23 protein-coding genes and 1 pseudogene are annotated in these 24,300 nt (G+C 35.1%); 11 read left to right on the top strand and 13 right to left on the bottom strand.

Translation table 11 applies throughout. The features are described 5' to 3' along the window. Positions 1-392: 392 nt before the first annotated feature. A complete protein-coding gene (locus tag D0T56_RS02210) occupies positions 393-638 on the bottom strand; it encodes a hypothetical protein (protein ID WP_163318499.1) in 246 nt (81 codons plus the stop codon). Positions 639-930: 292 nt separating this feature from the next. Here D0T56_RS02210 and D0T56_RS02205 point away from each other — a divergent pair, with 292 nt between their 5' ends. Together D0T56_RS02205 and D0T56_RS02200 are read left to right on the top strand one after the other, a co-directional pair. Then, complete coding sequence (locus D0T56_RS02205) at positions 931-1,260, top strand: SH3 beta-barrel fold-containing protein (protein WP_163318498.1); 330 nt, start codon at positions 931-933, stop codon at positions 1,258-1,260. A 122-nt stretch (positions 1,261-1,382) separates the two neighbouring features. Then, entirely contained in the window at positions 1,383-1,970 is a 588-nt protein-coding gene (locus D0T56_RS02200) for a tyrosine-type recombinase/integrase (RefSeq protein ID WP_163318497.1), read from the top strand. Positions 1,971-2,063: 93 nt separating this feature from the next. Here D0T56_RS02200 and D0T56_RS02195 read toward each other — a convergent pair whose 3' ends face one another. Both D0T56_RS02195 and D0T56_RS02190 read right to left on the bottom strand, forming a co-directional pair. Beyond that, positions 2,064-2,276, bottom strand: coding sequence for a hypothetical protein (locus D0T56_RS02195; protein ID WP_163318496.1), 213 nt, complete (start codon positions 2,274-2,276; stop codon positions 2,064-2,066). 407 nt (positions 2,277-2,683) lie between these two features. After that, entirely contained in the window at positions 2,684-3,550 is an 867-nt protein-coding gene (locus D0T56_RS02190) for an NADAR domain-containing protein (RefSeq protein ID WP_163318495.1), read from the bottom strand. Positions 3,551-3,690: 140 nt separating this feature from the next. Between D0T56_RS02190 and D0T56_RS02185 the strand changes: the two genes are divergently transcribed. Genes D0T56_RS02185 through D0T56_RS02175 form a run of 3 tightly spaced genes read left to right on the top strand, consistent with a single transcriptional unit; the run spans position 3,691 to position 6,255 of the window. Next, the gene (locus D0T56_RS02185) at positions 3,691-3,897 is read left to right on the top strand and encodes a hypothetical protein (protein ID WP_163318494.1); all 207 of its coding nucleotides are present in this window, start codon (positions 3,691-3,693) and stop codon (positions 3,895-3,897) included. Next, entirely contained in the window at positions 3,894-5,702 is a 1,809-nt protein-coding gene (locus tag D0T56_RS02180) for an ATP-dependent endonuclease (RefSeq protein WP_163318493.1), read from the top strand. Before D0T56_RS02185 ends, D0T56_RS02180 begins: the two co-directional genes overlap by 4 nt. Continuing rightward, positions 5,689-6,255 (top strand): hypothetical protein, encoded by a 567-nt coding sequence (locus D0T56_RS02175; protein WP_163318492.1) that lies wholly within the window; start codon positions 5,689-5,691, stop codon positions 6,253-6,255. The genes D0T56_RS02180 and D0T56_RS02175 overlap by 14 nt, the downstream gene beginning before the upstream one ends. Positions 6,256-6,299: 44 nt before the next feature. On the opposite strand, the gene D0T56_RS02170 is transcribed toward D0T56_RS02175, so the two are convergent. Together D0T56_RS02170 and D0T56_RS02165 are read right to left on the bottom strand one after the other, a co-directional pair. After that, the gene (locus D0T56_RS02170) at positions 6,300-6,803 is read right to left on the bottom strand and encodes an HAD family hydrolase (protein WP_163318491.1); all 504 of its coding nucleotides are present in this window, start codon (positions 6,801-6,803) and stop codon (positions 6,300-6,302) included. Between the two features lie 57 nt (positions 6,804-6,860). Further along, the gene (locus D0T56_RS02165; protein WP_163318490.1) at positions 6,861-8,138 is read right to left on the bottom strand and encodes a phage integrase SAM-like domain-containing protein; all 1,278 of its coding nucleotides are present in this window, start codon (positions 8,136-8,138) and stop codon (positions 6,861-6,863) included. Positions 8,139-8,625: 487 nt separating this feature from the next. On the opposite strand from D0T56_RS02165, the gene D0T56_RS02160 reads away from it, so the two are divergent. Next, the gene (locus D0T56_RS02160; RefSeq protein ID WP_163318489.1) at positions 8,626-9,624 is read left to right on the top strand and encodes a site-specific integrase; all 999 of its coding nucleotides are present in this window, start codon (positions 8,626-8,628) and stop codon (positions 9,622-9,624) included. 243 nt (positions 9,625-9,867) lie between these two features. Continuing rightward, positions 9,868-11,229 (top strand): site-specific integrase, encoded by a 1,362-nt coding sequence (locus tag D0T56_RS02155; protein WP_163318488.1) that lies wholly within the window; start codon positions 9,868-9,870, stop codon positions 11,227-11,229. A gap of 331 nt (positions 11,230-11,560) precedes the next feature. Here D0T56_RS02155 and D0T56_RS02150 read toward each other — a convergent pair whose 3' ends face one another. The 4 genes and pseudogenes from D0T56_RS02150 to D0T56_RS02135 all read right to left on the bottom strand — a co-directional run bounded on the left by D0T56_RS02150 (position 11,561) and on the right by D0T56_RS02135 (position 13,908). Next, complete coding sequence (locus D0T56_RS02150; RefSeq protein WP_163318487.1) at positions 11,561-11,860, bottom strand: helix-turn-helix domain-containing protein; 300 nt, start codon at positions 11,858-11,860, stop codon at positions 11,561-11,563. Positions 11,861-11,863: 3 nt separating this feature from the next. Beyond that, the gene (locus D0T56_RS02145; RefSeq protein WP_163318486.1) at positions 11,864-12,031 is read right to left on the bottom strand and encodes a helix-turn-helix domain-containing protein; all 168 of its coding nucleotides are present in this window, start codon (positions 12,029-12,031) and stop codon (positions 11,864-11,866) included. A 125-nt stretch (positions 12,032-12,156) separates the two neighbouring features. Beyond that, positions 12,157-12,432, bottom strand: a pseudogene (locus D0T56_RS02140) (DUF3408 domain-containing protein); the annotation flags it as partial. 531 nt (positions 12,433-12,963) lie between these two features. Further along, complete coding sequence (locus D0T56_RS02135) at positions 12,964-13,908, bottom strand: hypothetical protein (protein WP_163318485.1); 945 nt, start codon at positions 13,906-13,908, stop codon at positions 12,964-12,966. Positions 13,909-14,512: 604 nt separating this feature from the next. Between D0T56_RS02135 and mobC the strand changes: the two genes are divergently transcribed. The 4 genes from mobC to D0T56_RS02115 all read left to right on the top strand — a co-directional run bounded on the left by mobC (position 14,513) and on the right by D0T56_RS02115 (position 17,314). Next, positions 14,513-14,851, top strand: a complete 339-nt coding sequence (gene mobC / locus D0T56_RS02130) for a plasmid mobilization relaxosome protein MobC (protein WP_163318484.1) — start codon at positions 14,513-14,515, stop codon at positions 14,849-14,851. Continuing rightward, on the top strand, positions 14,841-16,079 hold the full coding sequence (locus tag D0T56_RS02125) for a relaxase/mobilization nuclease domain-containing protein (protein ID WP_163318483.1): 1,239 nt from the start codon (positions 14,841-14,843) through the stop codon (positions 16,077-16,079). The genes mobC and D0T56_RS02125 overlap by 11 nt, the downstream gene beginning before the upstream one ends. Positions 16,080-16,203: 124 nt before the next feature. After that, positions 16,204-17,013 (top strand): DUF2589 domain-containing protein, encoded by an 810-nt coding sequence (locus tag D0T56_RS02120; protein WP_163318482.1) that lies wholly within the window; start codon positions 16,204-16,206, stop codon positions 17,011-17,013. A gap of 79 nt (positions 17,014-17,092) precedes the next feature. Next, the gene (locus D0T56_RS02115) at positions 17,093-17,314 is read left to right on the top strand and encodes a DUF2589 domain-containing protein (RefSeq protein ID WP_255490981.1); all 222 of its coding nucleotides are present in this window, start codon (positions 17,093-17,095) and stop codon (positions 17,312-17,314) included. 78 nt (positions 17,315-17,392) lie between these two features. Here D0T56_RS02115 and D0T56_RS02110 read toward each other — a convergent pair whose 3' ends face one another. The 4 genes from D0T56_RS02110 to D0T56_RS02095 form a co-directional block, all read right to left on the bottom strand. Then, positions 17,393-19,237, bottom strand: coding sequence for a glycoside hydrolase family 13 protein (locus D0T56_RS02110; RefSeq protein WP_163318481.1), 1,845 nt, complete (start codon positions 19,235-19,237; stop codon positions 17,393-17,395). Between the two features lie 88 nt (positions 19,238-19,325). Continuing rightward, positions 19,326-21,503 (bottom strand): glycoside hydrolase family 97 protein, encoded by a 2,178-nt coding sequence (locus D0T56_RS02105; RefSeq protein ID WP_163318480.1) that lies wholly within the window; start codon positions 21,501-21,503, stop codon positions 19,326-19,328. 93 nt (positions 21,504-21,596) lie between these two features. Then, a complete protein-coding gene (locus D0T56_RS02100) occupies positions 21,597-22,709 on the bottom strand; it encodes a SusE domain-containing protein (RefSeq protein WP_163318479.1) in 1,113 nt (370 codons plus the stop codon). Between the two features lie 19 nt (positions 22,710-22,728). Continuing rightward, complete coding sequence (locus D0T56_RS02095) at positions 22,729-24,297, bottom strand: RagB/SusD family nutrient uptake outer membrane protein (RefSeq protein WP_163318478.1); 1,569 nt, start codon at positions 24,295-24,297, stop codon at positions 22,729-22,731. Positions 24,298-24,300 lie beyond the last annotated feature (3 nt).

The raw sequence follows: 24,300 nt of genomic DNA, 5'->3' as shown, positions 1-24,300 counted from the left end.
ATGAAGTAGCGTGGGAAATGTTCAGTTTATCTGTATTGAGGTACGACCAAGCACCCTATCCGAATAAACAGTCACCCCACGCTATTCGATTATATACAAGGAAGTATATATGCGAAGCATGAGCGTTTGTTACTGTTTTATCCTTCGGATTTTAAAAATTGGTCGTTTTCAATACAAGGATAAAAGCCGAAACGCTTCTATAAAATATGTCTGTTAAGAGGTTAATTTCTTAACAAATACAAATATAGACGATTATTTCAGAATAACAAAGCACTCATACAGGGGGTGACTGTGTGTAAAAATAAGGCATCCAAAGATATATACATTTCTATTGGTAGGTGCTTTTTATTTTATCCAATTCATCCAAAATAGAATTTGATTTAGTTATTTAGTCATTCTTCTTTTTTACGCCCTCTGTTTGACGGCTTCGCAAGTAATACTCCCTTACGAATTATACACTTATTATTTTGATATGGCTTTTCTTGTGATAAACCATAATTTCTTAAACTACCATAACTAATACCAATTATATCTTTATCAAAATATTCATAAATATTAGCTATTGAGCCAAAATAATAGTGTTTCCCATCCATCTCAAGATGAATCACTGTCCTTTCCTGTTTGTTTTCAGTTTCCATATTCTATGATTTTTTGCAAATATACAACAAATATGACAAATAATAAATAAAAGTAATATTTTCCCTTGATTTAAATTGCATATATTAAATATATGTCATATATTTGTATTGTAATTAAATGATAGAAATATGAAACAAAATAGAAAATATAGTATCGGATGTAGCGGCTCAGGTTGGGGGATTTGGAACTCTGAAGGGAATAAAGTTTGCTCATGCTTTTCAAGATTCGATGCCCTTGATAAATTATATGAAATGATGGGATGGAATAAACCAACTAAATGGTATTAAATATATGAAAACAGATATCAACAACTTAGCTCTATTAAACAGGGCAACATACATGGTCATCAATGGTTATGACCTTACTCAATCATTACAAACATCTGCCTTAATCGAAACATTGCAGTTCAAGTTAATGAATGGAACGGCTCACTTCTTATACAGAAAGAAAGATGGTTCAATACGTGAAGCATGGGGAACTCTACTTGAACGGGTTGTAAACAATAACACCAATGGCTATGGTGTACCTCGCAAGTATTATAACTGCCAAGCCTACTTCGATATTGAGTTACAAACATGGAGAAGTTTCAAATATGAAAATCTAATTACAATTTTAGATTAGATAAAAATATTCACTTTTACAATAAGTGAAATAGCTAAAATGCTGACAAACTACTAATTAAATATTTCACACCAAAACAAGCATTCACTAACAACGATTAACCAACAAAACTGAATATTATTATGAGTTTAAAATTTCAAAATACAACGGCAGATTACTTACAGTGGGATAGTAATGTTTTACTAATCTCAAAACTATTCCAAGACCAAAACTATAAATTTAGTTTACTGATTGCTTTGGGTTCATTCTTTGGCATTCGCATTAGTGATATACTGGGTTTGCGGTTTTGTGATATTCTCGACACTGATACATTAACCATTATTGAGAAAAAGACAAAGAAGCAACGCACTATCAAAATCAATGACCAATTGAAAAAGCATATTCTAGCTTGCTATAAAGAAATAAAACCTCAGTCAATCAATGATTTTATATTTACAAGCCAAAAAGGTTCTGTTTATTCGGTACAAAGAATAAATATAATTTTCAAAGAGATTAGGGTAAAATACAATCTAAAAATCAAGAATTTCTCCACACATTCTATGCGGAAAAGTTTCGGCAGACAGGTTTATAATAATGCTGGTTCTAATGCTGAATTAGCATTGGTGAAATTATCTGAGTTATTTAATCATAGCGATGTCCGCACTACAAGAAAATATCTAGGTTTACGGTCTGAGGAATTAATGGAGGCGTATGATTTATTGAGCTTTTGACGGACAAAAACCCAATTAAAAAGGACTGCAATCTGATACGGAGTGCAGCCCTAATATTTCAATGTCTATCTAATCATTTCATGTTATAATGTTTTAATATAATTTATTTACCAAATTAATCATTATATTGAGCTCTTCAATTATTTGGGGGTATTCCTCTTGGTATTCCTCTTCTGTATAATATTCACCTCGTCTTGTATCGAACTCATTTACCAACTCATACATACCATCAATTTCCCATTCTAATTCCTCTTTACTAAGGGTTTCTAATTCTTTATTTAATTTATCTTTTTCTAATTTTTTCATATTTATTTATATTTAATTGAGGTTTTAACCTCTTTATTGTCGTTGGTTCATTTTTGTAATTGGTTATAATGGAAAAACAGCCTAAACCAACAAGAACTGTTATCCTATTGAAGATTATAAAATCTACATGTTTATAAGTTTTTAAATGTGCCGAAACACTTATTCATACATGGATTTTCTCAAATCCCTCTGACTGAAGAAGTCTGAGCAGTAAAATGTGTCACGGTTAATCGGACACGATATAAACAAATATATTAATAAAAAAATTTAACGACAACAATGAGATTAATAATTCTGTATATTTATTGATTTAACAATAAAAATGTATTGGAAATATGTATAAACAAGCATTTAAACACATTGAATAACAATCAATTATGGTACCGTTGTTTATTTAGGGAGAAATCTTAAATAATTTTATTTCCTAAAATATAAATATCATTAGGCAAAGTGTAATTTAAAATACCATTATTGTCTCGGAGCATAGTAAGGAGTTTGCCCATATTATTAACACCTTGATAATAACCGTCACCAACAGTCGTGTAAATTTTTTCTAATTCTATATCAATCTGTCCCTTTGATAGATTCTTTGATTTCAAAAGGTTACGTTTATTTGAAAGAATTGTTCGTCTAAGGAGGTCTTTTGCTCCCCAAAAAGAAGATGAAACACCCGTCTGCATAGTAGTATCTTCTAAAATCATCTTGTCATTTGTTGAGTTTAGTAAATCCACCCATTGTGGATTTTGTTTATATTTTTGAATAATACAGAATTTCATCCAATCTATATTGAAGTTATTCCAATCTTTTCGCCAATACTTTCTCAAATAATCTCCATGACGAAATATACGTTTAGCTTTGGTCGGATTATTTTCTTTAAGTAATTCTTCCTGAATAGATTTATCTTTAAATCCTCCTATAATGTATAAGATTTCAGAAGCAATAAATTTAATGTCAAACAACTCTACACCAAATTGTTTAGACATATTGGATAAAGCCCCATACTTACCATCTAACTTTCTAAAAGTAATAACATCCTTAGAATCGTATATCTCCCATTTATTTAATTCTATTGTTGGTGTTGAAGGTTTAAATAATTCTGATAAATCAACTCGCAAAAAAGAGGCAATTTTAGATAGAGTTTCAAAAGTTGGATTACCTTTATCACTTAACGCCTGAGTAAAACTTACGGGATGGATATTCACACCTTCCGCAAGCTGTTTTAAAGTAATACCTTTTTTCTTACAAATTTCATTTATTCTAAACTCATTTCGCATGAAACAAAGATAAAAAATTAGTAATAAACAGCTAATATTTATTCTGAATTATATCTTTTAACACAATGTGTGTTTTAGTTAAAATTTTCATTATATTTGTGACAACTAAATTTTTAATAGAATCCAACGATATTATGTTAATGACAGAATATTTTACTGGAATACCAGTTAACCACACCCAAACAGAATTTGAAAGAAGCCTAGCTGAAGCGAAGAGAAAAAGAGATTTATTTTTAGAAAATAATAGAAGTATTATTGCTCGTTTAGATAGTGAGGATTTGGTATTTGCTCCATATGGTAATGGTATTATTGTGCCTATTATAAAACTTAGTTATTATAAGAAATGAAATTAACGGAAATAGAAATACATGATTTTAAATCAATAAAAAAGGCTAATCTAATTATTAATAATAATCAGCTTTGTTTTGTTGGTAAAAATGAATGTGGAAAATCGAGTGTAATACAAGCTATTAGTTATTTAAATTTATTTGATACTGAATTAAATTCTAATCATCTAAATAAAAGTTCTAAGAGCTATCTTGCAGGTGGTTATCCCTTTATTTCGGGACTGTTTAACATATCTCCCAATTCTTACATCGCTCTAAAAGAGTTAGTAGAAAAGAATTGTAAAGAAAAAAACTTTATGGAATATGTTGAAAGGATGCCATCAACATCAACTAACTCTTTATTACAAGTAAAAAGGTGGGGGAATGGATTGTCAAACATGTCATTACAATTAACAGATGCGGAGAGTTACAATATTCCGAACATTTTAGACATTGTTAGTAATAAACCTGAGTTTTTAGAACAATTCAATTTGTCGGCATATCCAGCTATTGAATATTACGAAAATGAAGAATTATTATTAGAACCCGCAAGTTTAGAAGAACTTTTAGGTACGGATAAAAAATATGAAACATTTAGGCGTTTATTATATATATCAGGATGTGAGAATATTGAGTTGTTAGATATAGATGACCACAATAGATACGCAACTCTTATATCTAAATTTGAAGATAATTTTAATGAGATATTGAAAAAACACTATAAACAAGACGAAAGTATTAGTATCAAATTACAAACAGCAAGAAATGAAAAACTGACTCTAATTATTCAAGATAACTCAAAAAATAGTTTTGCAATAGAAGAACGGAGTCCTGGTTTCAGATATTATTTTTCCTTTTTGGTCAATAAACTATATTCGAAGGTTAAAAATGGAGAGAAAAAAACTATACTTTTATTAGATGAACCAGGCAACAATCTCCATCCACAGGGTGCTAAGGATTTATTAATTTCGTTTAATGATATAGCTGATAATTCTCAATTATTATACACAACTCACAATCCATTTTTAGTCATTAGAAATAACATTGACAGCTTATATTTTATAGATAAGACCTCAACAAAGGGAACGACTATTAGTAATAAGCCATATTTGAATAAATATCAGATTTTAAGAAAGGAATTAGGTATTTTACTGAATGATAGCTTTCTAATAGGGGATATTAATTTAGTAGTAGAAGGCAATACTGAAAAATTAGCATTTCATAGGTTGTTTCAAACAGAAAAATATCATTCTTTGGAATGGCTAAATATTTATAATGCTGATGGTGTTTGCAACATCTCACAAACATTGAATTATTTAGGCTCCAACAATTTGAATCTTTCAGGAATTGTAATTACTGACAGTGACAAGGAAGCAGTAAAAGAAAGAGAGAAAAAAGGGTATAAAAAAACGGTAGACGGAAAAAAATGGATTGGGATTGAAATTAATGAGGCTTTTCCAAGTAATAATACAGAAAGGACTTTTGAAGATTTATTCCCACAACAATTATATATAGATTCATTTAATGAATACTGTCATGGACTTAAAAATTTAGATGTTTTTGATAAGAAATATGAAGATTATAAATATGAAAATGAAATTATTACACCCATAATAGATGTTATGGATACTCATTTTCACAAGTTTATTAATGGGGAAAATAAGAAAGAAAGAAGTATCTCTAAACAAGATGTAATTAGAATTTTACTTGATAAAATAGAAGGATTAGATTCAGTGCATAGAGATGAAGCATTAAAACATTGTTATAAACTTATAGATAAAATATTGATTTCTTTCAAGAAAATAGAAAAAAATGCCACAAACTAAATTTGAAATATTCAGGGTCGCTATTACTGATACAACAAAACTTTCTTTTGATAGTACAGCAAGGAAGAAAATCGACAATTTTTTGAAGAACCCCAACTATATCTATATTAACCATACAGCTTCTATTGCAACAGAAGATATAGAAAAATATGGTGTTAATAAAACAACGAATAAATTTTTGATTGTTACTCTTGTTTATAAGGACTTAACAGAAACAGAATATAACTTATCTAATACAGGGAGAAAAACGAAAAAAATTGTACACCAACAAATAAAAAATGGAGATTCTATACAAGCTCCTGTAATCGAAACTTCTTTTGATACAAAAATAAAAAAATCATTAGATGAAAATCGGTTAGCTCGGATAATTGCTAATCATCAATTGATAATAAATCCTGAAGATTTAGATTCTGTAAAAAAGAATCAAGACCCTAATTTAATTATTATTAATGACAGTCCTGATAATTATACCGTATTCTTAACTTATAACTTATCTGATGAAGAAAAAGAGTTTCTGAAAATGATGGGTTTTCCGACAAAAAAGAAAAAATAAATTGACCGATTTTTATTAATAAATACATTTTATCAAAAAAATCCTTATAAACCTAATATATCAATGATTTCAGATGGACTTGATATAAATATTTCACATCCATTTTCTTTTAATTCAATTTCATTTTTACTACTCCCCCATAGACATGCGACATGTCTAATATTGGCAGCAGAAGCAGCTTGATAATCAATGGTACTATCACCAAATGAAATCACATTCTTCTCATGACAATTTAATAGTTCTAATGCTTTAATCATTCCTTCTGGATGTGGTTTATTATTTTTAATTGTTTTTCCTGAAATTATATAAGTATATGGGATATTAAAATGTTTAGCAGTCTTTTCTATTAATGTTTGGGATGCAAAACTCACAATTGCAATATTTATATTCTTATCCCTAATATAGCTAAAAACTTCATTTAAACCATCATATAGTATAAATTGGGGTATCAATTCATATACTTTATTCCATTTTCTTTGCTTTCTATATTGGTCTGATATAGAACGGTCAATTAGGGTTAAATCAAAATCAAATATTATGTTATCCATCCTTAAAAAAATATTTGTAAAGTTATTATAACAAGTAGGTGTGCTCGGAACGGAAAGTTAGGACTCTAAATTTTCACTGTTTTCACCAACAAATTTTTTAAGATTTTCTTGGCTAATTTCTTTGTAAATATGCAATTGACTTTGGTCAACATATCCTCTTGTCATTTCAATGCTTTTATTCCCAATTGAATCGTTAATAGTTTCATAAGAGTGTCCTTTTTTTTTCTTATCAGTGATGTAAGTGTGTCGGGCATAATTAAACGAAAACTTATTAATGCTTAATTCAGAAGCAATGTCTTTTAGCCTTTTATCAAATCGACTTCTTGTATCTCCAATCTTGATGCTAATTGCTTCATTAGTCATATTTTCTATTAATACAGGAAATATATAATCATCTTTTTTAGAATATGAATATGTGTATTTTTTAATTATATCTTCTACTATTTCATTTAAATATATAGGTACTGTTTTAGGATTGTTTGTTCGATTTATAGTTTTTCCTCTTGCGTATAAAATATATCTTTCATTTTCAAAGTCAATATCAATATCTTTGAATTTTAATTTGACTATATCTGAAAAATTCATTCCATTACAATTATATGAGAAAAGAAAAATATCTAATGCTAAAATTTTAGAATTTATTTTATCCTCTTTATGTAGCTCATAATACTGGTAAAGTAATTTTGCCGCCTCGTTAGCTAAAAAAATGTTGCGTCTTGGTGTATTCGGAATTTTATATCCATGTTTACCAAAAGGATAACTTCCTTTATCTATTACCTTCTTAGATATCGCATAATTGTATATCGTTCTAAGATTTCTTACATATGCACTTGGAATTATGCCATCATCAAAAGTTTTAGCATATTTTTCTAAAAACTCAGGTGTTATTTCTCTAAAATGTAAATTCTTTTTGTACTGCTTCAATGATATTAATGAAGTAGTATATAACCCTGCTGTTGAAAATTGAGCATTCTGTTTCAGGGTGTTTATATATTCTTCATATATAGAATACACATCTTTTGATGATTTAGTTTTAGAATAATATATTCTTTTAAATTCATCAAATGTAAAATAGTCTCGTATTTCATCTAATATTTTATTTGCTTTTGCAAGTTGATTAATAGCCATTCTGCGAGCTGCTATAATCTCCCCTTTTCTACTTGTTTCCCAAACAGCAAATTCATCATCAGTGAGATTATAGTCTTTATCCAACTGATAAAAACGACTATCTCTTGCAAACGTTACTCTAATTTTAAGAGGGTAACATTTAACGCCATCTTTAATTTTAGCTTTTCTTTTATCTAAGGCAATATTAGCTGTTGGTGCATATCTCATGACAATCTCTATTTAGTGGCAACAAAGTGAACAACAAATATAGTGAAAAGTTGAAATATACTGTAATATTTATTTGTAAAAATAAATATAATAATCTTATATACAGAATTTTATGATATATGTTGAAATAATATGAAATATGATATTTGTGCCTTACAAGCAGAGGGTCGGCGGTTCGAATCCGTCAACGCCCACGGAACGGTAAAATCCTAATAAGACAGGAAAAGCCAACAAAGGACAAAAAGTCTGTTAGTCAGTAGATTAGCAGACTTTTTTTTATTCTACCCCCGGACAAGAAAAGACAGTTTAGGACAATAGTAGAGTGACCAAAAAGTGAGTGAAACGGTTTGGTTGATTTTGGGTCACTTTTTCGTATTTTAATCACTGGTAACTAGTGACTTATAATGACCTAAATTGGCTTATTTAAGAGCTTTATTCTTTAAGTGATCATGAATAATTTTGTCGAATCATTAAAAAAGAATGAGCAATGAAAAGTACGTATCGAATCCTTTTTCTTATCAGAAAGAAGAAATTAAACAAAGATGGTTTAACCAACATCATGGTCAGAATCAGCATTGGTGGAGAAAAAGCAGAATTCAGTTCTCTGCAATTTGTTAAGCCTGAAATGTGGAATCCACTTGGGAAAGTTATGGGTAAAACCAAAGAAGTCCAACAAATCAATGACTCTTTGGATAAAATAAAAATAGCGTTAGACAAACACTACAAAGCTATTCTTGAAAAAGATGGTTATGTTACCGCTGATAAGCTTAGGGATACCTATCTGGGTAAAATAGTTCGTAAGCACACAGTATTATCTTTATATGATATCAAGGTAGAACAGAAACGAAACCTTGTCGGGAAAACAATTCGTGATACCACTCTAGCTAAATATCTGGCAACCAGAAAACGTGTTGGCGATTTTATGGTATATAAATACAAGAAAGAAGATATGCCAATCCGCGATGTAGATTTTCAGTTCGTAACTGATTATGAAGTTTATTTGAAATCGGTCTGTGGATGCGGGCATAACTCAACGGTCAAGCATCTACGTTATCTGAAACAGATTGTCACCAACGCACTTAAAAACAGATATATTACTGTTGATCCTTTCGATGATTATACATTGGGATACAAACCTGTAAAAAAGGAGTTTTTGATTGAGCCTGAAATCAAGAAGTTGATGAATAAGAAATTCGAGTCGAAACGATTAGAGGAAGTACGAGATGTCTTTCTATTTCAAATTTTCACAGGATTGGCTTATATAGATGCAGCTAATCTAACAGAAGATAATATTATAGAAGATGGCTTCGGTCAGAAGTGGATACAGCTAACCCGCCAGAAATCTTCTGTTCAGGCAAATATTCCTCTGTTAGATGTTCCTTTGTCTATTCTAAAAAAATACAGAGGATTAGAAGATGGAAAACTCCTACCAATTCATACTAACCAAAAAATGAACGAATATTTGAAGGAAACAGCAGCCATTTAGAAAAGGGAAAGCAAACGAGCGTAATGAGAACTTAATCAGCGGATTAAGTAAAATGATTCTTTTGGACAAAAGAGAATAAAAGCACAAAAAAGCAAAGATGGCGGCGAGTTCAGTTACCAAATCGTTACCTGAGGTGCTTTTTGCAAATCGAATATAATCGACTTTTATTCAATTGTTTGCATTGTTTTGCATAGCGTCGGATAACTCTAAGTAAACTAAGTTTGTAATTAAAAAATTAGAGTTATGGCAAGAAGCACATTCAAGGTTCTGTTCTACCTGAAAAAGAACAATTTGAAAGATGGCAAAGCCCCAATCATGGGTAGAATTACTGTTAATGGAAGTTTGGCTCAGTTTAGCTGTAAGCTAAACATCAAACCCGACTTGTGGGACACCAAAGCAAACCGAGCATCAGGCAAAAGTCTCGAAGCACAGAAAATCAATCAGAAATTAGAGAACATTAAAGCGCAGATCGGCAAGCAGTATCAAAGTATCTGCGATAAAGACAATTTTGTTTCTGCCGAAAAAGTTAAAAATGCCTATTTGGGCTTTGGCGATGAGTTCCGAACTTTCTTTTCTATTGCTGACGAGTTTTACGAAAGCTATGCTAAGCGTGTAGGCAAGGATAGAACCGAAGGTTCGTATGAGCAACTAATTATCAATCGCAGACGAGTAGAGATGTTTCTTCGGGACAGATACAATCTATCTGATATTCCGATTAAAGAAATAGAGCCTCAATTTGTTGAGGACTATTATACTTATCTGCTTGAAGTACGAAAGCTCGCTGGCAGTACTTTACTTACTGCTGTTACCAAGTTGAAACAGATCATGTTGATTGCTCAGCGAAAAGGATATATCCATGTCAATCCTTTTGCCAGTTTCCGATTCAAAGCACAGACTCGGGATAGAGGGTATTTGACCGAAGACGAACTTCGTAGATTTATGACAGTAGAACTCAGAAGATACAAGCAACGCCAGATTCGGGATATCTTCGTTTTTCAGTCATTTACGGGTTTGGCTTATGCGGATGTCAAGAAATTGACTTTCGATGATATTCAAACCTCTTTTGATGGCGAATTGTGGCTGATAGCTAAACGCAAGAAAACCAATGCTACATTTTATGTCAAATTATTGCCGATAGCAAAGCAACTGATTGAACAATACCGTCTTGTTGCTAAAAATAATTTTGTTTTTCCTGTGCCAAGCCACAGCGACAACATGAATCGTTGCTTGCAACGAATAGCTAAATTATGCGGTGTAAATAAGCGAGTTACGTCACATATGGGACGCCATACAATGGCAACTACCGTGTGCCTCTCGCAAGGTGTACCCATCGAAACAGTCTCTCAGATGCTCGGGCATAGCTGCATAACCACGACGCAAATCTATGCCAAAATAACCAATGACAAGATTAGTAAAGATATGGCAGTATTGACAGATAAAATCGGAGACAAGTATAAATTGGAGACAGATCGCCCTCAATCCGATTTCAGAAATATCAAACGAATCACCAAGAAGCAAAAAGAGATGTTGCCCCGGAAAAAGAGAGAGAATAATCCTGTTAATCCATCGACTTATATCATCCCCAAATGGGCTAAGGTGGAATAGGATAAAAACAATAAGGATCGAGTCAGCCCTTTTGTTGCAGGAGAAGATCACTTCTTACAAGGCAAACCAGTCAAGCCCGAAGCCCTATGGGTCGGAAACGAAAATCTCTACCTTGTCAGGTCGTATTTTTGCACCGAGTCTTGCTTGTTTCCCTTGCCGAAGTGTGAAGAAGCATCCTGCAACGAAAACGACCGACCCGACGATGACGCATATTATTAAACAAAAACAAGCATCCCTGATTAACATCAAGAATGCTTGTTTTCATTTTATGCGTGGTAGGCAACTTCAACTCCCTCTCCTTAGATCTGCATATCTATTATTCTATTTTTCATTAGAAAGGCAGCTCTGGCGATTGGTAGTTATTATGCAATACCTCTTGAAGTTCTTTCTCGGGATAAAGTATTTTTCCTCCAATCGTTGTATAACAGATTATTCGCTTGTCACGCAAGGTTTGAAGCGTTCGAGGCGAGATATGAAGATACTCCATCACTTCCTCTCCACTCAGATAACGTTCGTCTGCCAATGTCGGGCGATGCTTGTCTCTGACATCCTGCACATCCTCAATAGATTGCTCTATCTGCCCTAAAAGTTCCTTGAACTCTTCGGACTCGTAATTGATAAATTTGTCCATAAATTACTTTTTGACAGGTTTTATTTCTGTTTGGAGCAAGCTATCAATATCCTCTTCCTTGTAGTAGACTTTTCCACCCAACATTGCAAATGGTATCTTCCCATTATTGCGCCAAGTCTGCAAGGTGCGTTTCGAGATGCCCAATGCACGGCAGATATCTGCCGAGTCCATTCAGCCGTCTCTGGGATTGGTGCAATATAAAGCTTTCAATACTGCCATATCAGAGGTTAATCTACTAATCTGTCGTTTCAACAGTTCCCATGTGTGTAAATCAATACATACTATTTCCATAACTTCTAGTCTTTTAAATCTTTTTCGTTAAATGTACTTGCTAAAGAGCGTTTTAAGCCCTCATTAGCCGCACGGGTTATCAAGTCCTTGTTCGTTAACAAGTGATCCGCAAGGATATTCGACAACAAAATAGTCGGGGTAATCTCCGATGCGATATGTTGCAGCGAGGCAACCAATGTTTGTAATTTCTCTTTCATACGCACATCAATATATACCGGAGTATAATCCTTGATTTTTTGTGTTGCCAAAAAACGTTTAGCGTATTCCTCTTCGTCCTTCTTACGAGAAGGCTTTGCTTTAGCAGATGCCGGAGTTCATGTGCTATCTCCTATTATTTCGGATATACTTTTTCCGTCTATCTCTATTTTCTCTTTTTCTGTATTCTCACTCATATTTCTTTTGTTTTAATTGTTAATACCATGCAGATCGTATTTCTAACTGCATTTGACTTGTTTCTTTAGGAGATATAAAAACTCAATCATCCCTGATGCGGTTGCTCTTGCTCATTGTAAATAGCTTTCGGGAGAATAATCGATATACAATATTGCATGTCGGGGCTTTCCGAAATCGGGTGCAAGATATCGACTATCTACCTTCTGCGCTGTGAGCATAACAGCCTTACCTAACAGGTTGGGCTTGTATAGTGTTGATTACGAAAGTGTTTCAATTAGAGTATATACTCAAAAAGGAGTGATTTGGAAATGATAGCCAAACTACAGACATAGAGTAACATACTGAATAACAGCAGAGAATCTGAATTTGATAAAGACTGGAAATATTTATAGAAAATACAGGTGGATAATATTTTTTAACTATTGAAGGCTACATTCCCCCAATTTCTCTATCAGGGTATCTATATTTTCAAGCCCGAATATCAGTTCCCGTTTGTTGCGGTTACGGCAGTTGAGTAGTTGTTGCATAGTAATATAGTGTTTGTTATCGCCATACCGTTCTTTGTTACCCTCTGTGCGAAAAGATATAAAGTCTTTATTGCCATCGGCAACCGATACCCACGTATTTTTGATGTATTTGTGTTCACAAAGTTGGTCAAGGAGATAGACCAATGTCTTTTGGTTGGTGACTTGCAGTGGTTCAGGAAGTTTTCCTGAAAGAAGTTTCTTTAGTTCAGAGACCTTTATTTTTGAACGAAACAATTTGATAGCCTCTATACAGTCGGCTAATAGTACGTATTGTTCTTTGCTAAGTTTGGGTTGGTAAGAACGTTTGGTAGATTTGGGCTCAACTGTAGCTTTGGTCTCTTTGGCAATAGTAGTTTCCTGTATAGGTGTCTTTTCTTGAATAACCTCTACTTTAGGTTTTGGAAGAAGTTTCTCATATTTTATACATAAGCGTTCCAAACTTACAAGGTCTACCAATTCTCTGAAATAAGGCAAGTCAATTTTGATTAGCTCTGTGGTATAATTGCTTGGAGTTATTGTACTTGTTGATTTTATAAATGTACGATACTGATGATAAACATCTTTGCTTATCTCATCATAAAAGTCACTGTACCAAAGATAATCCTCTCTCCCGTCACGAAGATATTTGGGTAAGCTTGCCAGAGGAGGATTGTTGCGGATGATATCCAATACTTTACTTTTATAGTGGAGTATCTCCACTTCAGTGAGTTGTGGCTGTGAGACCAGACCAAGTGCCGTTTCATAGTTGATTGCTACAAAGTCATTCAGACTCTGTTGTACAAGTTGGAAGGATTCCGGTACATCCGTAGGTTCTATGTCTTGCTCACCATTATACATGCACTAAAGATAGTAATATTACCAATAGAAGTAATAAGAGTGACTCTGTTTTATCAGGTAGTACGGCAAATAAATGCATCCCCAAGCAAAGCTATACACATCATATTGTCAATGATATAACTATCAAATTAAGAATCTATATTTGTTCAAGTATCCATGTTGGATACATCTAATTTATACTACTATATGAGAAAGTTAATCAATGTTCTACAGACGAACTGCTCTGCCGACCCTTGAAGAGCAATAGGCAATACACTGACCGTATTGCACAATCGGAAGTATCCGATAATAGACTCCTTTCGGAGTGCAAATGTTGCCACCGATTCAAAAAATAAAGAGACTTTCGCCTCTTTATTTTTTTCTCGTCGTCAAAGGAGCAAGGTAATCACACGGGTAACCCAAAAGTCGTTACACATCCTTTTGAATTACTACCGTGCATACCTTGCTCTTGCAGAGGGCTCAGCCCCGAACAGTCAGCTCCCGATGGTCACTTGACTGCGAGGCTGCGAGCAATCCTCCACTTCAACTCCCGATGGTCGCTTTCATTTCGGCTCGCCTGAGTGTCTTCAAACACTCAGATTTTCCAATCCTAAAAATACATGGTATGGAGAATAAGAAAAAAGGCGGCAGACCGGCTAAGGAAAAAGACAAGCTTTCGACTTCCATCAATCTAAAATTGACCCAAGAAGATTTTAAAACGGTGAAAGGAAAAGCAGAAAAATTGGGGATAAAAACCACTCAATATGCTCGGGAGATGACGCTCAAAGGGAAGGTCAAAGATCGCTTTACTTTAGAGGAATTAGACCTTATGCGAAAGTTGTCTGGCATGGCAAACAATCTGAATCAAATAGCTAAACGAATAAATCAAAACGAGTTTTTACAAATCGGATTAGACCTTGTAGTATTAGCTAATAGGATAAAGGAATTAGTAGATGATTGCTAAAAATATCAAAGGCAAGTCGTTCAAAGGTTGTGCCAATTATGTGATGAATGACACAGCCGAACTATTGGAAGCCGAAGGTGTATTTGCAAATAGCACCAAAGATATGATCCGAAGCTTTGCTATGCAGCGATCGGGCAGAAAAGAAATAAAGCAACCTGTCGGGCATATTCCGATGTCCTTTTCTCCTGAAGACAGACATAGAATGACCAATGATTTTATGGTGCAATTGGCTAAAGAATATATGCAGGAAATGGGTATCAAGAATACTCAATATATCATTGTGCGACATCATAATACGGATAATGATCATCTGCATATTGTGTATAATCGCATTGACAATGACCTAAAATTAATCTCTGTCAATCAGGATTATAAACGAAATATCAAGGTTTGTAAGAAGCTAAAGGATAAATATAACCTGACTTATGGAAAGGGAAAGGAGAAGGTAAAACGAGAAAAATTGGATAATCCTGACAAGGCAAAATACTACATACATGATGCGATAAAATCGGTTTTGCCTGATTGTAAGAATCCTGCGGATTTGCGATTTGCTCTTTTGGAATTGGGTATTAAGCTTGACTATAAACATAAAAGAAACTCCAACGAAATTGAAGGTGTATCATTCCGATATAATAATATCTCGTTCAAAGGCTCGCAGATTGATCGGAAATTTAGCTTCGGGAATCTCAAAAAAGCATTTGAACAGAATATTGAAGATGTCAAACGACGAGGCAGAGAGGAATATCTGCGAGAACAGGTTGAACAAAATGCAAGAAAAGAAATCGAAACTAAGCCTAAGAATCCGTCCATCGGTGGTATAGAATTAACAGCCGAACAATGGAAAACATTGACAGACGGTGGCTTCATTTATCTCGAAAATATGAAAAGAAAGGATTATACAGGATCGTTCTCAGCTTATATTTTCTTGAATGACGAAAAAGACAAAGCCTTATTCTGTAAAGAGAATCCCGACGAGTTTGTAAAATATGGCAGATACGAAATGCGTATCCGTGATAAATTGCTGATCGAAAATGGGTATATAACCAAAGCCAAAGTTAAATGGTGGGGTGGTATTAATTTTCAATATCCATACCTATGGAAAGAGAAGAAAGCGGATACAGAATACAAAGAATCGTGGAGAGATCCGCGGATAAAAGAAGCGAAAAAGGAGAAAAAAGAACAGATAATCATTCCGAGAAAGAACAAAAAAAGAGGCTTAGGATTCTAACGACAGCATAGGGAAAGAAATTTGTGCTGTTGGGAAAATAGAATTCTTTACAGGTTGTTGCATCAATACTTTTGTGATGTAGATTCTACATAACAGATTATTAATTAAAAAATCAATTAAAATTATGGCAATTGATACAACACCATCGCAAGTAGCAACCAGTGCGTTGCAAGCGATACCTTTCGGTTCAATGATTGGCGGTCCATTAAATGCATGTATAGAAGCGCAAGCAATGGCAGCACAAACATCTTGGAAATTTATTCAGGAAGTTGGTTTAAACACAGATCCTAAAACCGGAGATAAGTCCGCAGTAAATGTTACATTTCAGTTTATGCAAAATGGACGAATGGTTCAGCTGAATGTTCCTCTTTTGACTATTGTTCCCATCCCTTACATTGCTATTCAAAGTATTGACATCAACTTTAAGGCAAATATTTCGGCATCATCTTCTTCTGTACAAGAAAATTCTTCTTCTCAAGCTATAGATGCAGGATTGGACGCTACAGCAGGCGTAAGAGTCGGTCCATTCAGGATGGAAGCAAAAATGAATGCTAACTATTCCAGTAAAAAGGACTCGAAAGCCACACAGGATTCGAAATACAGTGTTGAATACACAATGGACGTGGCAGTAAAAGCCGGACAGGAGAGTATGCCAGCTGGATTGGCTAAAGTTCTGGAATTGCTTGGTAACTCGCTAGATGTATCCGATCCAAGTGGTACACTTGAAGTGAGCGAGACCAATCTAATTCTGAAAGCAGGAGAGAAAGCTATGGTAATAGCTACCTATAAAAATGGAAATGGTTTATATGATCCAAAGGAGATTAAACTCAAAGAAGGCAATGCCGAGTTATTAATAGATGGAGACAATGTTGTGTTTACGGTTGAGAAAACAGGTAAATACATTCGGTCGCAACCATTGATGCCGATTCACTAGCCTCTCAACGTTACCTGAGTTATCTGTTCGATATTGCTAATCATACGACAAACAAACAGGTAAGATTGGTAAACTACGAATGTTGACATTCTCGTATGATATATCTGACAACATCGGCGATAGTCATAAACAAACTGTAAGTATTCCCTTACTAACATTAGTGACTCTTCCATTATTGCAAGTAAAGGAAGCTGATTTTGAATTTGATATACATATTGTTGATGCTGTATCAGAAGAGCAAAAACAAATCTTTTCATTGCAGAAAGGAAAAGTTATTAGACCCGAAAATGCAAAATGTTGACAGATAACCTATGAGATCAAGAGGTAATTTTATATTCTTTATTTAATTCTTTAAGAGTAGAAAACAGACACTTTTTTTCTACTCTAGTATATACGCCCCTCTGGCATTTATAACCAAAGTATTTGCTTCCAAGTCAATTTGTGTATCAGAGATAATATCTTTTTTCTTTCCTACCAATATCTCTCTGAAATCCTTTGTTTCTAATGTCTTTTCTTGATTCGACCCATTGAGTATTACTACTACAGTTTTTCCATTGTAGCTTCTCTCGTAAATGTAAACGCCATTTACTGGCACGAAATGTTTAAGAGTCCCTTTAGCTATTACCTGATTCCCTTTTCTCCAATTCAGAAGCTTTTTAGTGTACTCGAATATCTCATTTTGTTCTTTGGTTCGTTCGCTTGCTGTAAAGGCATTTGTTGGGTCCCCAATCCATCCTCCGGGGAAGTCAGCTCTGAGTCCGCCATCTCCATTTGCTTTATCAGCATACATCAATATTTCTGACCCATAGTATAACTCAGCAATTCCTCTTGTTGTCAGCAAAAAAGCCAAAGCTTGTTTATATCTGGAGCTGTTTTTTGCATCCTTTTCATTCTTATTGAAACGAGAGGTATCGTGATTGTCTAAGAATATAAGAAGGTTCATAGGGTCGGGATATACTATATCTTGTGTCAGATAGTCGTGTACCTTTGAAAATCCTTGTCCCCAGTCGGTTGTTTCTTCGTCGAATGCCGACACCATGATGTCCATCAGAGGGAAGTCCATTACTGAAGGCAAATAAGAGTTTTTTGGATAAGAAAGTTTACTGTCTTTCTGCCAATACGAGATGCCGACATTGTTACCCAACCATGTCTCTCCTACGATATTGAAGTCCGGATATTCGTTTAATACTTCTTTGCACCAATCTGACATTGCGTCGAAATCGGCATAAGGATGCGTGTCTTGTCTAATGCCGTCCAGTTTGGCATATTCGATCCACCAAATGCTGTTCTGTATCAAATACTTTTTCACATGCCTGTTGCGTTGATTCAGATCGGGCATAGACTCAACGAACCATCCGTCTATAGCTTTGTCGGAATCTTTTTTACTTACATATTTGTCGTATTGAGCAGAGGTTTTGTATGAGGTTTGGATATATTTGTCGGGAAAGTTAAACCAATCAGAAGAAGGGTAGTCGGTAAAGAAAAAATGGCTACTGCCACAGTGATTGAAAATCATATCCATTACCACTTTCAGCCCTTTACCATGAGCCTTTTCTATCAGTTGGATAAATTCTTCGTTTGTACCAAAGCGTCTGTCTACATTGTAATAATCGGTAGTTGCATATCCGTGATATGATCCATGTTCCATATCGTTTTCCAATACCGGATTGAGCCAAACGGCAGTTGCTCCAAGATCTGTAATATAGTCCAGATGGTTAGACAAACCTTTGAAATCTCCACCATGACGGGCAGAGGGGTTGCCTCTGTCTACCTTCGTCTCTCTCATGCCTTTTATGACATCATTATCTGTATCGCCATTAGAGAAGCGGTCGGGCATTATCAGATAAAGAACATCTCCTGCATTAAACCCGATTCTTTCCGCTGGATCGGTGGTTCGTTCTTTAATTTCGTAGGCAATACTTTTTTTCTTCTTTCCTTGTGTAAGCACAATGTCAAATACTTCGGGCTTCGCATTTGCAACATCTAAATATAATAGCAGATAGTTCTTGTTTTCGAGTCTTACAATTTCTTTAATCTTTGCCGTGCCCGATGTTATGGAAATATCGCTGTTAGCAATATCTTGGCCATAAATCATGATCTGAAGTTCGGTATTCTTCATGCCTGCCCACCAAAAGGCCGGTTCTACCTTCTTTATCTCAATAGCCCATGTTCCCTGCAATAGGAAAAATAGAGCCAACAGGATACCAACAGCTTTCTTTTGCATAATTCTTTCGTTTATTCAATGTTTTTTTTATTCCCTCTACATAGTTGCAATATAGTAGAGGGAATTTATTCGTTAGAGAGAAACGGTATTACTTCTCTACTATACTAATTGCATAACCGCCACCAGGAGCAAGTCTCTTATTCAGTTTTGTTTTACTGGTTACTGTTTGCTTATTTATAGTATATGCTTGAGGATTCGTTCTATAATGGGCATCCTTAGCATCGGCATAAATTGTAGCCTCGTATTTTTTGCCCGGTTCTAAGAAGTCTAAAGTAATTTTAGAATCATAGCCTTCCTCGCCACAGATACTACCAACAAACCAATCTTTTTTTCCTTTAGCTTTGCGGGCAATGGTTACATGCTTACCTGGTTCAGCTTCGAGATATTTGCTTTCGTCCCAATCTATAGCCACATCTTTGATAAATTGAAATGCATCAAGGAAACGCTCATAGTTTTCAGGCAGATCGGCAGCCATTTGCAAAGGACTGTACATGGTTACGTAAAGAGCCAACTGATTAGCTAGTGTAGAATTTACATGAGAATTGTTGTTTGGGTTGATTTTTGATATTTCCATTTCAAAAATACCCGGAGTAAAGTCCATAGGGCCACCCACTAAACGAGTAAATGGCATTACTACTACATTCATCGGATTGTTGCCTCCAAACGCCTGGTATTCCGTGCCTTTTGCAGACTCATTCCCTATCAGGTTTGGCCATGTACGACATACACCTGTAGGACGAACAGCTTCGTGTGCATTGACCATTATTTTATACTCTGCTGCTTTCTCTATAGCATATTGGTAATGATTTACAATCGATTGACTGTAATGATGTTCGCCTCGCGGCAATACATCGCCTACATATCCGCTTTTAACAGAGTTGTATCCATTGTCTACCATAAATTGATACGCTTTATCCATATGGCGTTCGTAATTCCTTGTTGCTCCCGATGTCTCGTGATGCATCATCATCTTTACTCCTTTGCTTCTTGCATATCGGTGTATTTCTTTTACATCAAAATCGGGATAAGGACTTACAAAATCAAATACATAATCTTTATGCTTACCAAACCAGTCTTCCCATCCTTCGTTCCATCCTTCAACAAGAAGTGCATCAAAACCATGCTTAGAGGCAAAGTCGATGTAGCGTTTCACATTCTCGGTGGTAGCACCATGTTTACCATTTGGTTTCGTTTTTGAATAATCGGTTTCGCCAAGGCGTACAGTAAATACATCGTCGGTATATGTCCAAGAGCTTTTTCCTGTAATCATTTCCCACCAAACTCCCATATATTTCACGGGTTTAATCCAAGAAGTATCTTCTATTTTACAAGGATCATTCAGGTTTAAAGTCATATTTGAAGCAAGGATATCTGCTGCCTTATCACTTACAATAATAGTACGCCATGGTGTGCTGCGAGGTGCTTGCATATAACCTTTATCGCCTAGTGCATCTGGTGTAAGGTGAGATTGGAAAGTCATTGTTTTATCATCCAAGTCTAAACTCATACAAGCATAGTCAATCAATGCTGCTTCGTGCAAGTTGATGTATAGTCCATCCTGACTTTTCATCATCAATGCAGTCTGAACTCCTGTTGGAGAAAATGTTTTTTGAGAAACATTTGGCGTAACAGCTTTAGGCATACGCGCTCTGATTTCAGAAAGTTTGCTTTCGTTATAATCATATTCTTGTGTATCGTAATCGCCCGGAATCCACCATGCTGTATGGTCGCCATGCATCGCAAACTGAGTCAGTTCTTCTTTGATAACAAAGTAAGTTAGTTCTTTTTGCTCAGGAAATTCGTATCTGAATCCTAGTCCGTCATCGAACAAACGGAATCTGATTCGTATATGTCTGTCTGTTGATTTTTGAGTTAATGTAACAAGCAATTCGTTGTAATGGTTACGAATATTCTTTGTTTCGCCCCAAACCGGTTGCCATGTTTCGTCAAATGTAAAATTTTTAGTATCAGTTAGCTCAAAGCCATTGTAAAGAGAAGTCAGCATTGTTGCTCTCTCAGCATCAGCCAGTGGTGAAAAATCGTCAAAGTCGGCAGGAGCATTCTCGCCAATTCGTTTTAGCTCAAGTCCTAGTTTACTCGTTTTTATTACTTCTTTTCCTTTATAAACAAGTTTGTAGGTAGGCTCACCTTTACTTGTCAGAGAGAAACTCATCGTAAAATTCCCATTGGGTGATTTTATCTGTTGAGCGAAAAGTGTTCCGCTCGTGATAAGCATCGCAATTAGAATGGTTGCAATTTTATTCATCTGTATATTTTTATAAATAGTTTAGTTTAAATGGTAAAATCCACGGTCAGGGAGGTAAATATTCTCCTTCCTAACCGCAGACTTATTTTATATTTATGGCAATTCGCTTGTAGGGATAACCACAAAGTGTTTAGTGATATCGTTAAAGGCTATATAATATGTACCTCCGGTTTCGATAATAAAGTTATCGCCACCATTAGCTATACCAAATGGCATCTCCGTATCACTACCTGCACCCCACGATTCGCTCCATCCATTATTCGCCCTGAACTTAAACTCTCCGGCTTGTAATGTTACATTGTTAGCTACCCATACGTGATTAGCAACTTTTGTCATAGTCAGATCGGTATCCCAATCTATATAAGCTGATCCAATAAGGCTTATAGCGTCATAATCTGTTACCTCACCTGTATATTCAACCAACTCATAAGTAAGGCTAGATAGATTTACATTCAAAGTGTAAATGCCTTCGGCATCAGGTCCCGGAATGTTATCGCCCGAACCATAGACTAATTTTCCACCATCTAATCCATAAGCAGTATCCCAATTACCTGCTTGTGTTATAAGTTTTATTCCTCCTGATTTAAAACTTGCAGTGTATGTATATTGCTGATCTCCATCGTTATTGTCTCCGAAGAATAATTGAAGATCTTGTCCTATGCTTTCTGCCGAGTTAGACCAGTTTACTAAACCATCACCAACAATGAATAGTGGAACTTTTTTCAGTTCGATAACAGTTATGTTTATTGTTTGATAGTTTGTTGCTGTTTCGGGCAAAACTCCTAAGATGTTGTCTTTTCCCAAAACTGCTGCCACAACCCTAAATTCATAATCTTGTGAGGTATTGTACGCCTGACTGAAATTTGTTATCAGAAACTTATTCAAGTCTTTACTTATTACCGAGTACGATTTTTCGTTTGTATTGATTAGCTGTTTGGCATCTTTAAAGTCATTGCCAGCTATATCGAACTGAATAACGTATGTTGTACTCAACTCCACATTAAGCTCGCCAAGTTCGCCATCCCAAGTAAGATTGAAAGCTTCGTCGCTCAGGTTTCTTTGATCTACCTCAAACTTATCGATGCCTATACTATTTGTTGTAATACGGGTGTCTGAGGCATTTATTTTAGGATCGGTATCGTCCTCGCAAGCGGTAAACGTAAACAGTGTTGCCGCTAATGCAAAAATTATATATATGTATCTCATGATTCTTAACTTTTAGTTGTTATCTGTATAATTCGGTTTGCTCTAATTCCGGATTACCGGTCAAGTGTCTTGTACTTAGAGGGAAAAGTTCATATTTTTTATCTATATCTTTTCCGTCTTTTACGCCGCCTTTCCATGCCCAATTATATCCTGTCGAGAATTTACCGAAACGTATAAGGTCGGTACGTCTGTGCGCCTCCCAATATAGTTCGCGTCCTCTTTCGTCCAAAATATCTTGTAGTGTTATAGAGGTTTTAGGTGAAAGACCGGTTCTGCTATGAGCATATACTTTATTGAATGTATTTACCGCATTCGAGCTTCCTGATCTTAGTTCTGCTTCAGCCTGAATTAAAAGAACATCGGCTAAACGGAATAGAGGAAAATCTGTATCAGGCCATTCGGTGTTTCCGCGTGGGTTATCTGCACCATCCCAAGCTCTATTGGTAAATTTCACAACAGACCATCCACTCTTGAAGTCTCCCAACACATCCATTTCTTTAGTTCTGTCCGATTTGTAAAACAAAGCTCTTTTGTCTGAGCCAGAGAAAAGGTTTGCTAATTGTTGAGTAGCTCTATTTCCTGCCCATCCATCTGTAAAGTTAAGTAGATCGCCAACCACATCAGCATTAGATGAAGCTGCCATGATAAACTTAGTACCTCCCCAGTCTCTTGCATAGTCGAAATCGTAACTTAAAGCAAAAATAATCTCTGATGATCTATGGTTATCTGCACAGAAAAGATTTTGATAATTATCTTCAAGCTTCAATCCTGCATGAGATGTTACCATCGATGCATATTTAAGAGCATCGCTCCATCTTGCTTTTCCTGTATAAACTTCGGCATTGATATATAGCTTTGCCAAAATAGTTTGAACCATCTGATTAGTAACCATACCATAGGTATAGGCTGAGTAATCTTTCAATGTGCCTGATTCTAATACTGCGATCAACTCACTTTCGATCCAGTCAAATAAACCTTCACGTCCTATTTGTTTTGGCTTATACGATCCGTCTATCGGATGTTCGTCTGTTATCCATCCCGGATTACCTACCAAGTCGATCAAGAAATAGTAGTTAAGCGCTCTTAGAACGCGTGCTTCTTCGCGCATACGGTCAAGGTCATTAACTTCTACTACAGGGTTAGCTGTGTTTCTTATAAACTCATTTGCAAATGCAATATTAGTCATACATCGTTGGTAGAACATATAACCGATAGAATTGTCGGGCATCATCATCGACTGAGAATAGTATTTCTCATCGTTATCGTTCCATGCACATTTAGCCTCGTCAGAGGTTAGCTCTTGCATGTTGAAATAAATTCTCAGAAAGTTTGTTTTTCCCTGATCGGCTGATGATGGTACGTCACCGTCTCCATCAGGACCTGTAAGACCGATACGGCTAAAGCCTGCATAGATTTTAGATAGTAGTATCGGATAGTTATCAGGATCTTGATAAGGGTCTTGCTCTACGTTAGGTCCTTTCTCTTCGGTATCCAGATCATCTGTACATGCTGTAACCATCGCTAAGGATGTCATTATTACAGCAGAGATGTACATAATTCTTTTTATATTGTATATTATCTTTTTCATGAG

It is taken from the genome of Dysgonomonas sp. 520 (assembly GCF_010501095.1).
Taxonomy (GTDB): Bacteria; Bacteroidota; Bacteroidia; order Bacteroidales; family Dysgonomonadaceae; genus QVMP01.
The sequence above is the reverse complement of the archived record's forward strand: the minus strand, read 5'-3'. Positions and strand labels throughout refer to the sequence as shown.

Coding starts and splice junctions, on each gene's coding strand:
- D0T56_RS02125 (WP_163318483.1), top strand. CDS start 14,841: ATGATTGCTAAAAATATCAAAGGCAAGTCGTTCAAAGGTTGTGCCAAT.
- D0T56_RS02195 (WP_163318496.1), bottom strand. CDS start 2,276: ATGAAAAAATTAGAAAAAGATAAATTAAATAAAGAATTAGAAACCCTT.
- D0T56_RS02150 (WP_163318487.1), bottom strand. CDS start 11,860: ATGGACAAATTTATCAATTACGAGTCCGAAGAGTTCAAGGAACTTTTA.
- mobC (WP_163318484.1), top strand. CDS start 14,513: ATGGAGAATAAGAAAAAAGGCGGCAGACCGGCTAAGGAAAAAGACAAG.
- D0T56_RS02120 (WP_163318482.1), top strand. CDS start 16,204: ATGGCAATTGATACAACACCATCGCAAGTAGCAACCAGTGCGTTGCAA.
- D0T56_RS02210 (WP_163318499.1), bottom strand. CDS start 638: ATGGAAACTGAAAACAAACAGGAAAGGACAGTGATTCATCTTGAGATG.
- D0T56_RS02095 (WP_163318478.1), bottom strand. CDS start 24,297: ATGAAAAAGATAATATACAATATAAAAAGAATTATGTACATCTCTGCT.
- D0T56_RS02155 (WP_163318488.1), top strand. CDS start 9,868: ATGGCAAGAAGCACATTCAAGGTTCTGTTCTACCTGAAAAAGAACAAT.
- D0T56_RS02110 (WP_163318481.1), bottom strand. CDS start 19,237: ATGCAAAAGAAAGCTGTTGGTATCCTGTTGGCTCTATTTTTCCTATTG.
- D0T56_RS02165 (WP_163318490.1), bottom strand. CDS start 8,138: ATGAGATATGCACCAACAGCTAATATTGCCTTAGATAAAAGAAAAGCT.
- D0T56_RS02175 (WP_163318492.1), top strand. CDS start 5,689: ATGCCACAAACTAAATTTGAAATATTCAGGGTCGCTATTACTGATACA.
- D0T56_RS02105 (WP_163318480.1), bottom strand. CDS start 21,503: ATGAATAAAATTGCAACCATTCTAATTGCGATGCTTATCACGAGCGGA.
- D0T56_RS02205 (WP_163318498.1), top strand. CDS start 931: ATGAAAACAGATATCAACAACTTAGCTCTATTAAACAGGGCAACATAC.
- D0T56_RS02180 (WP_163318493.1), top strand. CDS start 3,894: ATGAAATTAACGGAAATAGAAATACATGATTTTAAATCAATAAAAAAG.
- D0T56_RS02135 (WP_163318485.1), bottom strand. CDS start 13,908: ATGTATAATGGTGAGCAAGACATAGAACCTACGGATGTACCGGAATCC.
- D0T56_RS02190 (WP_163318495.1), bottom strand. CDS start 3,550: ATGCGAAATGAGTTTAGAATAAATGAAATTTGTAAGAAAAAAGGTATT.
- D0T56_RS02160 (WP_163318489.1), top strand. CDS start 8,626: ATGAAAAGTACGTATCGAATCCTTTTTCTTATCAGAAAGAAGAAATTA.
- D0T56_RS02170 (WP_163318491.1), bottom strand. CDS start 6,803: ATGGATAACATAATATTTGATTTTGATTTAACCCTAATTGACCGTTCT.
- D0T56_RS02115 (WP_255490981.1), top strand. CDS start 17,093: ATGTTGACATTCTCGTATGATATATCTGACAACATCGGCGATAGTCAT.
- D0T56_RS02145 (WP_163318486.1), bottom strand. CDS start 12,031: ATGGACTCGGCAGATATCTGCCGTGCATTGGGCATCTCGAAACGCACC.
- D0T56_RS02200 (WP_163318497.1), top strand. CDS start 1,383: ATGAGTTTAAAATTTCAAAATACAACGGCAGATTACTTACAGTGGGAT.
- D0T56_RS02185 (WP_163318494.1), top strand. CDS start 3,691: ATGACAGAATATTTTACTGGAATACCAGTTAACCACACCCAAACAGAA.
- D0T56_RS02100 (WP_163318479.1), bottom strand. CDS start 22,709: ATGAGATACATATATATAATTTTTGCATTAGCGGCAACACTGTTTACG.